Source organism: Methylobacterium sp. J-067, from assembly GCF_022829465.1.
Lineage (GTDB): Bacteria > Pseudomonadota > Alphaproteobacteria > Rhizobiales > Beijerinckiaceae > Methylobacterium > Methylobacterium litchii.
Genome location: NZ_JAKSXZ010000040.1, coordinates 69,850 through 80,886, shown reverse-complemented (window position 1 = coordinate 80,886; position 11,037 = coordinate 69,850). Strand labels below are relative to the sequence as shown.

15 protein-coding genes are annotated in these 11,037 nt (G+C 69.6%); 3 read left to right on the top strand and 12 right to left on the bottom strand.

What is annotated here, in order from left to right; translation table 11 throughout:
- The 3 genes from MKK52_RS02905 to MKK52_RS02895 form a co-directional block, all read left to right on the top strand.
- A partial coding sequence (locus MKK52_RS02905) for an integrase core domain-containing protein (protein WP_243952244.1) occupies window positions 1-259 on the top strand: 259 nt, incomplete at its 5' end.
- A gap of 537 nt (window positions 260-796) precedes the next feature.
- A complete protein-coding gene (locus tag MKK52_RS02900) occupies window positions 797-1,027 on the top strand; it encodes a hypothetical protein (RefSeq protein ID WP_243952243.1) in 231 nt (76 codons plus the stop codon).
- A gap of 428 nt (window positions 1,028-1,455) precedes the next feature.
- Window positions 1,456-1,812 carry a hypothetical protein gene (locus MKK52_RS02895; RefSeq protein ID WP_243952242.1) on the top strand — a complete coding sequence of 119 codons (357 nt, stop codon included), beginning with the start codon at window positions 1,456-1,458 and terminating at the stop codon, window positions 1,810-1,812.
- Window positions 1,813-1,815: 3 nt separating this feature from the next.
- Here MKK52_RS02895 and MKK52_RS02890 read toward each other — a convergent pair whose 3' ends face one another.
- The 12 genes from MKK52_RS02890 to moxG form a co-directional block, all read right to left on the bottom strand.
- Window positions 1,816-2,439 carry a response regulator transcription factor gene (locus MKK52_RS02890; protein ID WP_243952250.1) on the bottom strand — a complete coding sequence of 208 codons (624 nt, stop codon included), beginning with the start codon at window positions 2,437-2,439 and terminating at the stop codon, window positions 1,816-1,818.
- A gap of 59 nt (window positions 2,440-2,498) precedes the next feature.
- Window positions 2,499-3,014, bottom strand: coding sequence for an MxaH protein (locus tag MKK52_RS02885; protein WP_243952241.1), 516 nt, complete (start codon window positions 3,012-3,014; stop codon window positions 2,499-2,501).
- The gene (locus MKK52_RS02880) at window positions 3,011-3,952 is read right to left on the bottom strand and encodes a YncE family protein (RefSeq protein ID WP_243952240.1); all 942 of its coding nucleotides are present in this window, start codon (window positions 3,950-3,952) and stop codon (window positions 3,011-3,013) included. Before MKK52_RS02880 ends, MKK52_RS02885 begins: the two co-directional genes overlap by 4 nt.
- A complete protein-coding gene (locus MKK52_RS02875) occupies window positions 3,949-4,494 on the bottom strand; it encodes an SRPBCC family protein (protein ID WP_243952239.1) in 546 nt (181 codons plus the stop codon). The genes MKK52_RS02880 and MKK52_RS02875 overlap by 4 nt, the downstream gene beginning before the upstream one ends.
- Window positions 4,494-5,498, bottom strand: a complete 1,005-nt coding sequence (locus tag MKK52_RS02870) for a vWA domain-containing protein (protein WP_243952238.1) — start codon at window positions 5,496-5,498, stop codon at window positions 4,494-4,496. Before MKK52_RS02870 ends, MKK52_RS02875 begins: the two co-directional genes overlap by 1 nt.
- Entirely contained in the window at window positions 5,495-6,124 is a 630-nt protein-coding gene (locus MKK52_RS02865) for an MxaK protein (RefSeq protein ID WP_243952237.1), read from the bottom strand. The genes MKK52_RS02870 and MKK52_RS02865 overlap by 4 nt, the downstream gene beginning before the upstream one ends.
- Window positions 6,121-7,164, bottom strand: a complete 1,044-nt coding sequence (locus MKK52_RS02860) for a vWA domain-containing protein (RefSeq protein WP_243952236.1) — start codon at window positions 7,162-7,164, stop codon at window positions 6,121-6,123. Before MKK52_RS02860 ends, MKK52_RS02865 begins: the two co-directional genes overlap by 4 nt.
- Before the next feature lies 1 nt (window position 7,165).
- Window positions 7,166-8,059: a nonribosomal peptide synthetase MxaA gene (locus tag MKK52_RS02855; RefSeq protein WP_243952235.1), complete on the bottom strand. Its 894-nt coding sequence runs from the start codon at window positions 8,057-8,059 to the stop codon at window positions 7,166-7,168.
- Window position 8,060: 1 nt separating this feature from the next.
- The gene (locus MKK52_RS02850; protein WP_243952234.1) at window positions 8,061-8,918 is read right to left on the bottom strand and encodes a DUF58 domain-containing protein; all 858 of its coding nucleotides are present in this window, start codon (window positions 8,916-8,918) and stop codon (window positions 8,061-8,063) included.
- Entirely contained in the window at window positions 8,915-9,946 is a 1,032-nt protein-coding gene (locus MKK52_RS02845; RefSeq protein ID WP_243952233.1) for an AAA family ATPase, read from the bottom strand. The genes MKK52_RS02850 and MKK52_RS02845 overlap by 4 nt, the downstream gene beginning before the upstream one ends.
- Window positions 9,947-10,029: 83 nt before the next feature.
- Window positions 10,030-10,323 carry a methanol dehydrogenase [cytochrome c] subunit gene (locus MKK52_RS02840; protein ID WP_243952232.1) on the bottom strand — a complete coding sequence of 98 codons (294 nt, stop codon included), beginning with the start codon at window positions 10,321-10,323 and terminating at the stop codon, window positions 10,030-10,032.
- Window positions 10,324-10,406: 83 nt separating this feature from the next.
- A complete protein-coding gene (moxG, locus tag MKK52_RS02835) occupies window positions 10,407-11,003 on the bottom strand; it encodes a cytochrome c(L), periplasmic (RefSeq protein WP_243952231.1) in 597 nt (198 codons plus the stop codon).
- Window positions 11,004-11,037 lie beyond the last annotated feature (34 nt).

The window sequence follows — 11,037 nt, the reverse complement described above, 5'->3', positions numbered from 1 at the left end:
GTGGGCCTACCTGAACGGGGTCGAGATCGACTTCTCCCGCCCGGGCAAGCCGACCGACAACGCGTATATCGAGTCGTTCAACGGCCGCCTCCGGGCGGAATGTCTGAACGCCTCGTGGTTCCTGTCGCTGACCGATGCCCGTGAGCGCATCGAGGACTGGAGGTGCCACTATAACGAAGACCGACCTCATACGGCCTTGGGCGGCTTGACGCCCCGAGCCTTCGCCAACCAAGCTGTCACAGCCCGAGAACTTGCATAGGCCGTCCACCACAAACGGGGTCAACTCCAACAGCCCGAGAACTTGCATAGGCCGTGGACCACAAACGGGGTCAACTCCAGGCCCACCGCACACTAACTCTACCCTTGGACCACCTCGTGGGGGCCGATCAATCCCTGTAACCGGCAATGGCGGTCGGCAATTCATTATGACGTTATTATATAGGAGAAGTGGCAATCTCGAATGGCAATGTGTCGTGCCTTCGATTGTCAGTCATCATAAGCAAATTTTTAGCGATAACAGCCTTGACTAAATGCATTCGAACGAGGGACCCTAGACCCTCTTCCGGGCGGTCGACGGATTGATAGGACTTCGACACAACGAAGGCCGACCTCATCTTCGATCATTGTGCCTGAGCTTCGCTGCGATCCGACCATTCAGGATCCACCGACCCATGACGTTCGCGCGGTCGACGTAGCGTCCTTAATCCACGGGCAGGCAGTCGCGATGAAAAGGCTCTCGTTCGTCCTTGTCTTCTGCTGTGCCATGGGGTCGGGGCCGGCCTGGGCGCGCCTCAAGTTGGACGATCTCGCCTCGCTCTGGCCGCGGGCCTCGATCACCGACAAGATCGACTTCACCAACCGTATGGGCAAGGCGATGGTCGCGCTCTCGCCGGATCTCACCCGCGAGTATTTCATGCGCTGCCTGGAGGAGACGGCCAACATCGGCGATACGAGGAACCTGACCCTGAGCGACATGGTCCGCACCTGTGTCTCGCTGCATGCGCAGCCCTCCAGCGAAGAGCCGTGATGGCGCCTTGCGGCGGGGATCGGCAATATGAAACGGGCGGTATTCCTCCTCGCCTCCGTAGCGTTGCTGAGCGCTGGTCACGCGCCGGCCGATGACATCGCCAATTCGGCTTCCGATCCCGAGATTATGGGTGTCGCCACCGCCGCGATCGGGAGGCAGCTCGGCAGCGCCGACGCTAGGGTGAGCGGCCTGCGCACGGGCCGGGGCGGAGTCCTGTGCGGACGTGTCGATGTCCGCAACCGGATCGGCACTTATACCGGCGCGCGGCCCTTCGTCTTCGGCCCCTCAACGGGCGTAGCCGGGCGGCTTCCGGAGGGCCCGGAGCTCCGTAATCCAGCTAGCATGGCCGATTACCAGGCGTTGGAGCGGGCAAGGGCCCTCTACGTTGCCCACTGCACCGGTCTGTAATTCAAAGAAGGATCATCCCCATGCGGTTTCACGCTGTGCTTCTGGCGACGTCTATGTTCGTCGCAGCCGGACCGGCCGCGCGGGGCCAGGAGGCCGGCGACATCCCCGCGGAAAAGCGCAATGCGGCCAAGCTTGCCGGCCTTGTCGGCTTCGTGAATCTCCATTGCAGCGCGCTCAAATCGGACGCGGAACGCTTTAAAGGCGCCGTCCGGTCGATGGGAGTCGATCCCGCGGAGATCGATCGCGACGCGCTGATGCTGCAGGCCCGCGCCTACCTCGCCGCCTACGAGAAGGATGTGCCGGCAAGCTGCGGAAAGGCCGTGGAGCTGTTCGGGCAGAAGGGCCGGATCATCCCGGGGATCTTCCTCCCACGGTGACCCTCACCCGGCCCTCCCACCGGACTGGCCCAGGGCAATGTGGATAAGTTCGGCGAGGCTGCCCGCGCCGAGCTTGACCCGCATGACGGCGGTGGTGCTCACGACGCTGCGGTAGTTCAAGGTCAGGATCCGGGCGATTTCCGTATAGGTTTTGCCCTTGCCGAGCAGCGACAGGATCTGCAGTTCCCTCGCGGTGAGGCGCGAGAGGGGCGAGCGGTCGGGCGCGAGATCGAGCATCGCGATGCCGGTCGCGATGGCGTGCGGCAGGTATCCCCGGCCGGTCCGGACTGCCTTGAGGGCTTCGAGGAAAACCTCGACAGACGAATCCTTCATCACGAAGCCCAGCGCTCCGGCTTGGATCGTGCGGGCGGCGATGACCGGGTCGTCGTACATGCTGAAGGCGAGGATGCGGGTGGCCGGATCCAGCGCCTTGATCCGCCGGATCAGCGAAAGGCCGGACAGCCCGTCCTCCCCCAGCGACAGGTCCGCCACGACGAGGCCGGGCCGATGCCGGTAGAAGATCCTGTAAGCGGAGACGACATCGCCCGCCTCGTACACCTGCCCGATATCGTCCATCTCTGCGAGTTGCCGGAATCCCTGGAGGACGACCGGATGATCGTCGACCATCAGGATTCCCTCGGGCGAACGGGAGGCCGTCCGGGGCGGGGCGATGTCGAAGCCGACGCTCACGGCGTGCTCCGGGTGAGAGGCCGCATCTCGTTCACGGAGAGTTCGGCAAGCGTCGCTTCGTGCCCCAAGCCACGGGTGCGGATGTTGAAATAGTGCTGGCACATCTCGCCGTAGAGGCTCTTGTGCCGGCCCCGGGGGGCGGCGATCTGCGCGAAACCGTCGAGGAGCGTCCCGTAGGCCTCGTCCTTACCGACCTCACCGAGCATCTGGCCGAGTTGCACGGTGCGGTTGGCGATCATCCGGCGATCCTCGACGAAGCCCTCCGCAGCCCGGGCGAGGCTCCCTCGCATCGCCTGCACCTGCGGCGCGTTGAGGGCCAGGGGGTGCCCCGCTTCTCGGCCTGCGAGCCATCGGCCGGGATCGGTGCCGTCGCTGTGCGTGAGCCAAGCGGGCAGATCGGTCTCCGACGTGCGGGCGACCACCGCCTGCTCGGCATTCGCCTCCTCGTCGCCATGGTTGCAGGCGGTGAGCGAGACCGTGAGCGCGAGGGCGGACAGCAGAAGACACCTCATCGTGCCGCCTCCGCTGGGGCGATCCGCGCCACGGCGAGGGTACGCGGGCCCTCGGCCACCGGGAGCCGGCGCACTTCCTTTCGGGCGGCGAGGTCGATGACCGAGACGTCATCGGAAAACCAGTTGGCGACGTAGGCGAAGCCACCGAGGATCGCCACCCCTTCGGGATACCGGCCGACCGGAATCGTGGCAGAAACGCTGAGCGCCCGAGCCTCGATCACCGAGACGGAAGCGGCGTGCTGGTTGGTGACGAGCACCGGGCCGCCGCCGGAGACGACGGCGACGCCGTAGGGCGCCGTCCCCACCGGGATGGTGGCCAGCACCTGCCCGGCCGCCGCGTCGATGACCGTGACGTCGTTGCTGCGGACGTTCGCCACGTAAAGCCGAGCGAGATCGGGATCGTAGGCAAGGGCGAAGGGGCCGTCTCCCACCGGCAGGCCCCCGACGCGTCGGAGAGCGCCCATGTCGATCACGCCGACCGACCGCCCCTCCCGCTCGGCGACGTAGAGGCGCCCAGGCTCGCCGAGAACGAGGCTGGCCGGGTCCGGTCCGACCGGGATTTCGCCCGCGACGGCTCCGGTCGGGAGGGAGAGGCACAGCACCCGGTGGCCCGACCAGTCACCGACATAGAGACGGCTTCCATCCGGCTCGACGGCGAGGCCGAAGGCTTGGGCCGGCAGGGGCAGGCGGCGAACCGCGCCGTCCGGCTCGATCACCGAGACCGCGCGCCCGTCCGGGTGGCTGACATAGAGCCGCCCGCGTCCGTCGGCGGCCACGACCGCCGGCGAGGCGGGGACGGTGAAGGACGCAGTCACGGCCTCGCCCTCGATGCGCGTGAGCCGCGCGCCCTGCTGGCTCGCGACGACCACAGCCTGCCCGGCCGCAGGCCCTGCGATCAGCACGATCAGGAAGACGAGACAGGACCGACAGGTCGTCATGGTGTGCGCCCGCCCTCGACCTTCGCCTTCAGGCCCTTGAGTCCGTTGCCGAAGTAGCGGTTCATCGCCTCGCGTCCGGCTTCGTCGCTGAGGTTGTCCGGCGGCTCGTTGCCCGTGTCGCCGCGATAGAAGCGACCCATCCACTCGACCCTGGAGCCGTCGCCGTCCGGGGTCACGGTCAGGGTGGCCGAGTAGGAGGAGACCGGCAGGGCCGTGAGGTCGGGGTCGGACATCCGGTAGGAATAGGTCCACTCCGGCCCCTTCCACTCGTCGAGGCCCTCGACCAGCGCCCCGCCGGACTTGAGCGTCACCTTCCGCGTCGCGCCCTCGGCGTTGCCGCCGGTCGCCTCGGCCTTGGCCACGTCCGGATGCCAGGAGGCGATCCCGCCGAAATCGCCGACGACCTTCCACACAGCGTCGGGCGATGCCTTGATCGTAACCGTCTGAGCGATCTTCTGAGGCGTCGGGCCGTGCGCCAGAGCGGTCCCGGCGGCGAAGGCCAGGAACAAGGCGGGAAGGACGCGACGCGGCAACCGAACCATCAGGTTTTCTCCGAGGGGGACAGAATGCGTGGGAGGCGGCGGCGCAGGGCGTCCGCCCGGCCGGCGCCCAGGGTGGCGAGCACCATGGCGAGGGCCATGCCCCCCAGGACGGGGCGCAGATCGAGGGCGCCCGGCAGCGCCCGGGGTGTCGCGGCGGCGCGCACCGGCCTTTCGAGGTCGTCGGGACCGTCGAGATGGGCGTAGGCGAGGCCGGTCGCCGCCGCGAGGCGCTTCAGGTAGGGCTCACGCACCGAGGAGAGGTGCTCAGTGCCCTGGGCGGCGGCGGAGCCGAAGGGCGCGTTGCGCGGGTTGTAGCCTTCACGGGTTTCCGCGTCGGCGGGGGGCGGGCCGAAGCGGTTCTCCTGCGGCACATCGGCCTCGCCGTAGAAGCCCTTTTCCCGGCCGCGATCATCGTAGCGGGGGATCGGCGAGAGGGCGTATCCGCCCGCGCCGACGATGAGGCCGCGCACCGCCCCCGGCTTGCCCTCGAACGCGGGTGGCTCCCCGCCGGGCAGGGGCGGCGATTCCTGGCCATCGGTGACGAAGACGAGGTCGGTTCCGAGCCCGGCCGCCATGTCGATCGCCCGGTACAGCCCGGCCGCGACACGGCTGTCGCCCTCCCAGGCCATGCGCCAGTCGAGGGAGGCCAGGGTGCCGTCGAGGGGGGCGAAGTCGCCGCAGGTTTCGATCGGCTCGAACAGGAGGAACGGCCGCCGCTCGGTGAACAGGCCGAGCGCCACCCGCGAACCGCAGGGCAACTCGGCCACGAGCCGGCGCAGGGCGGCCTTGGCCCGATCGAGCCGGCTCTCGGGACGGCCGTCGCGGGCATAGTCGCGGACGTTCATCGAGCCGGTGATGTCGATGACCGCCAGAAGCTTGGCCCCCGTGCGCGTGAACGGAACGGCCGGAACGACCAGGGCCGCGCCGGCGAGCGCCAGTGCCAGGGCGAGCGCCAGGAAGCGCGGCGCGCGCAGGTTGCGGGCGAGCGGCAGAGCGGCGCTCACGGGCCGCCCTTCGGCTGGCCGGGGATGTCGGTCCAGATCTTCTTCGGTTCGACGCGCAGTTCGTCGCCCTCGCCCCGACTTAATTCCGGGTAGTCGCGGATCAGGCGGGACGCGACGTCGAGGTTGAACTTCGCATCCCAGAAATCCGGCATTGCGGTCAGGGCCCGGCGATACTCCTGCCGGGACAGCGTGACTTGTGGCCCGGCCTTGCCCAGGTCGCCCCGGGCGAGCAGGCCAAAGGCCTCTCGCATCCGGGCGTTGGCGATCTGGTAGCGGGCGCGGGCGACCGCACCGGACTCGCCGATGGCATCGAGGGCGGCGAGCAGCGGCTCGGCCTCCTCCCAGCGTCCGCGCCCCGCCATGAACCCGATTCGCGCCGCGATGACCGGGGCCGGGGCATCGGCCGCCACCGCCACGTCCCGGCCGCTTTCGAGCGCGGCGATGGTACTGTTTGCCATCTCTTGACGCCACGCCTGGAAGCCGAAAGCCGCCGCGAGCCCGAGAAGCACGATGGGCAGCGCGACGACGATCTGCGGACGCAGGCGGCGCCACACGCTTGCCCCACCCCGCAAGGACGGAAAGACGGGCGCGGTCGATCCGCGGCGCGTCTTCAAAAGGCCGGTCATGCCGCCCTCCGCAGGGGCGCGTCTTCTGCCGGGCGCTCCACCCGGCGGCGCGCGGACATGTCCGCCTCGGCGAGCGCCGCGAGAACGAGGACGGCGAGGCCGAGAGCGGCAAGGCCATAGGCCCAGCCGGTGAGATCGCGGCGGGGGCGGACTTCCGTGTAGGGGATCGGATCGCGCTCCAGGGCCTCGATCCGGGCGATGGCGTCGGCCACTGCCTGCGGCCCCTCGGCCTCGAAGGCCCGATAGGGAATGCCGAGACTCCTGAAGAACAGGTCGAGGTGACGCTCTGGAGCGGCCTGGGGCGTATCCTCGCCCTCCGGCCGGTCCTGGATCGACGGGGAGCCCTTGGTCCGCAGGAACAGCCAGTAGAGGTTCGGGCGTATCTTCGCGAAGTCGGCTCGAAGCTGGTCCTGCACCCTGGGGTCGATCACCGCCGCGCCGTCCGAGATGAACAGCAGCGCCCGGGAGATGCCGCTGTCCGTGCCGAATTGCGAGAGCGCCATGGCGAGGCCCCGGGCGACGTTGGTGTAGTCGAGGCCGGGCCGGTCGATCGCCGCGATCGCCGCCCGCACGGCCTCGTGCCGGTCGGTCATCGGCAGGACGAGCATTGGTGCCGTCGAGAAGGCGGTGACGGCGAACAGATCGTGCTCCCGTTCGCCGACGAAGCCCGCGAGCAGGCGCCGGGAGGCCGCGGCCTTGGATTCCTCCGCACCCGAGGGCTGCCGCCCGGCGAAGGTCTCGTTCATGCTGCCCGAGCGGTCGATTAGCATCGAGACCTGGGCGCCGATGCCGATCCGCGTCACCCGCTCGCCAACCCGGTAGGGCTCGGCCAGCCCGAGCACCAGACCGGCGATGGCGGCGACCCCCGCGAGGGTGAGGGTGGCACCGATCCACCGGGCCAGCGCATCCGGCGGGGCCGCCGCGACGGCGGGCACCGCATGCCTGCGCCGCCCCGTGGCGACGAGGGGCAGGAGGGCCAGCGGCAGGAGCCAGAGCGCGAGGGGCAGGGCGAAGCCGAAGAGGGCGAGATGCTTGCTCATCTCACGCCCTCCGCTCGGCGGCGGCGAGGCGACCCACGGCCGCCTGCAGCGTCGGCCAGGGCCAGAGCTCGCGTGCCTCATCGACCGCCCGACCGAAGAAGGCCCGGCGCGACGCCGCGAAGAAGCGTGCCAGCGCCTCTCCCTCGCCCCGGAAGGCGGGGTGCCTGTCGAGGAAGTCCGGAAGGTCGTCCGCGAGCAGCCGCCGCCCGTCGGTCTCGTCGAGGCCGCGATGGATCAGGCGCAGGGCCTCGCGGTAGCAGCTCTCCTCTCCTCCGGGGAGCTTGCGCAGGCGCCGGGCGGCCTGGGCAAAGGGGCGGCCCCGGCGGCGGCCGAGCCAAGCCCGGTCCCAGGCCAGCAGCGCCAGGGCGGGCAGCGCGAGCCCGGCGAAACCGAGCGCCGCCATCGCGGCGGGTTCCGGGTCGAGGCGGCGGGTACGGCCGTCCGGCTGGAGGTAGTCGGCCGGGTCGTCGCGCCTCTCCGGCTGCACCTCCCTCAAGGGAGAGACGCCGAAGGTCCAGGCGGGAATCTCGGCCTGCGCCGTCGTGGTGCCGCCGGGAGTCTCATCGGCGAGTGCCACGGTGAATCCCGGCACTTCGAGCCGCCGCGCGTCGAGGGCGGCGTAGAAGCTCTGGTAGGTCAGGCGCAGGCGTAGGCCCCCCGCGATCCGCTCGACGGCGACGTCGCGCAGGTCGAGCCAGTAGGTCACGGGGCCGGGGCGCGGCAGCGAGGCCTGCTGGACGGTGGTGCCGGGTTCGAGGGCGATGTCGACCCGGGCGTGCAGGAGGTCGCCGAGGAAGTATCCGAAGCCACGGGGCACCCGCACCTCGACGGAGCGCACCTGCGCCGCGGCGGCGGCGGCCTGGAGGACGAGGAACAGGACCGCGAGGAAGCGCATCTCAGTTCGCCAGCAGATGGCGGCTGAGCGCCTGGGCATCGAACCGGTCGACCAGGGCGAAGGGCCGGCGTGCGCCGGACGCCGCCGCCGCGGCGGTCAGCGCCTCGCGACGCTCCCGCTCACGGGCGATCCAGCGGCGACGCAGGGAGGGCCGCAGGAACACCAGCCGCCGGCCGGCGCCTTCGAGATCGTCCAGTTCCGCAAGGCCCCATTCGGGCAAGCCCTCGTCCTCGGCGCTGTCCGCCAGGATGACCGGCACGACATCGTGGAGCGCCAGCGACTCGAAGACCCGTCGGGTCAGGTCCGGCGGCCAGCGGAAATCCGAGACGAGGAAAACGAGCCGGGGCCGCCCGAACAGCAGCCGGGCGGCCTCCAGCAGCCCCTCGGGACTGCCCGCCGCGCAGCGGGCTCCGGACAGCTTGCCGGCCATGGCCAGGGCGGCGCTCCGATGGCGGGTGGCCATCAGGGTCAGGTCGGCGCGGATGGCCGCGTCGCAGCCGATCAGTCCGAACCCGTCGCCGATCCGGGTCGCGGAGGCGGCAAGGCCCGCGCAAAGTTCGCCCGCCAGCGCCATCCGGTCGCCGGCGCCGCGATAGCGCATCGAGGCGGAGAGATCGACCAGCGCCCAGATCTCGACCGGCACCCGTGCCTCGAAGCGGCGGACATGCACCCCTTCGAACGGGTCGCGCAGGGTCGCGCGCAGGTCGATCCGCCTCGCATCCGGCAGGCTGAGGAATGGCACCTGATCGCGGAACGTACCGAGACCACCGGCATCCCGCCCGCGATGCGCGCCCGGGCGGCTTCCCCGGGGCCGCCAGCGCGGCAGGTAGAGGACGTCGGCCGACGGTGGCTCGCTCATGGGGCCGGCACCGTGTCGAACACCGCCCGGCAGAGGGCCGGGACGATCTCGGCCCGGCGCAGCTCGTGCACCGGCTCCAGGAAGATGCGGTGCGCCATGATTTCGGGGAAGATCGCCCGGATATCCTCCGGCACGAGCCAGGCTCGGCCCTCCAGCCAAGCGCGGACACGGGCGGCCCGGACGAGGAAGGCGAGGCCCCGAGGTGAGGCGCCCCCCTGGACGAAACGACCCATGTCGAGATCGGCCAAGCGGATGCCGGCCTCGGCCGGGCGCAGGAGCGCATCCCACAGGGCGACGACGTAGGCTTCGATCTCCGGCGTGGCCTCGACCGCGTGCTGGATCGCCCCCGCGATCCCGCCGATCGCGGCATGGTCGAGTATGCCCGGCGCGACCTCAGCGATCAGCCTGTCGGTGTCGTGGAAGCGCGGATCGAAGGCCAGCGCCCGCCGGGCTTCGGCCTCTCGCGGCGCCTCCATCCCGATCTCCATCAGGAACCGATCCCTGGCGGCGGCGGGGAGTTCGAAGGTCTCCTCCCGCTCGACCCGGTTGCGGTCGGCGAACACCTGAAGATGGGGGAAGCGCCATTCCCGCTCGAAGGCCGTCACGGTCCGCTCGGCCATCAGGCGCAGGAGCAGGGCGTGGACCTGGGGCCGGGCGCGGTTGATCTCGTTGAAGAAGAAGATCGACAGGTCCTCGGCCTGCCGCAGCACCGGGCCGGGCTCGATCCGCGGGCGGCCATCCTCACCGAGAAAGGTGTGGTAGATCAGGTCGGTCGGCATCATGTCGACCGTGCCCTCGACGCGCTCGTAGGCGCCTCCGAGCGCCCGGGCAACGGCGCGCAAGAGGGTCGTCTTGCCGACGCCGACATCGCCTTCCAGCATCACGTGGCCACGGGCGAAGATCGCGATGGTCACGAGGCGGATCGCGCGGGTTTGGCCCACCACCGCCTTGGCAATCTCGGCCTCGAAGCGTCCGGCCGCCTCCCGCCAGTCTGTCAGCATCGCGTCGCCGGGGCGCGGAGGGTTCATGGATCGCAACTCGAGATAGGGTCCGGACCGATGAGCATGCACAAGGGGGACATGGACCGGTGCCGGCCCATGTCCGCTCAGTCTCAGTTCGCCGAGATCTTGGCGACGTCGTATTCGAACTTGCCGGTCTTCTTGGCGTTCTCGATGCGCTTCTTGTTGCGCTCTTCCATCGCCTTGATGGAATCGGCTTGCTTCGAGAGTTCCTTCGGGTCGTGCTTCGGGTCGTACTTCGAACCCGCGACCTTCTCGGGGAAGCCGGGCTTCGGTTCCCAGCAATTGCCGGGCGCCTTGCACTTCTGCCCGTCATAGGCCGAGGCCGGGCCCGCGAGCAGGGCCGCACCGGCGATCACCGCCGCCATCATCACCGTCTTGCGCATGTCAGCTCTCCTCGTTCTCTCCCCAGGGCGGCCTTGAGGGCCGTTCGCTCGCCCCTTGCCGGGACGTCGCTCCGCGCGGACGCTCACTCCAGCGGCTTGCACTGGCCGGGGGCGTCCTTGGCGAAGGTCTCGCCTTCCTTGAACGGCGTGTAGTTCTTCTTCTGCTCGTCGGTGAGCCACGCCGCATCCTTGACCGGACCGGTGTAGAGATGCCGGATCCAGGCGATGACCTGCAGCATCTCGTCGGGGTTCAAATCCTCATTGTGGGGGCCCATCATGCCGTTGGCACCGCCCCACAGGGTCGAGAACAGGCCGACATCTTCCGTGTTGGCCGGGTAGGTCCAGTAATTGTCGTTGAGACCGGGGCCGACCTTGCCCTCGGCGAGGTGTCCGTGGCAGCCCGAACACGAGGTCAGGAACAGGCTCTCGCCGTTCCGCAAGCAGGACTTGTCGTCGATGTAGATGTTCTGCCCCGTTTGGAAGAACGTCTTGACCGCCTGGGTGTCCCGGCCACCGGCCTTGCCCTCGTGGGTGTCCATCGCCTCGCCGGTGATGATGTTGCGGAAGACGATGCCGCTCTGGGCGCCCGCCTGGGGCTGGGCTAACACCGCCCCCGCCAGCACCGCGGTGCCGAGGCCGAGGGCGGCCGCCATTGTCAGGATACGCGTCGATCCGATCATCCGAAGATTTCGCATTTCTGAAGTGATGAGGAGT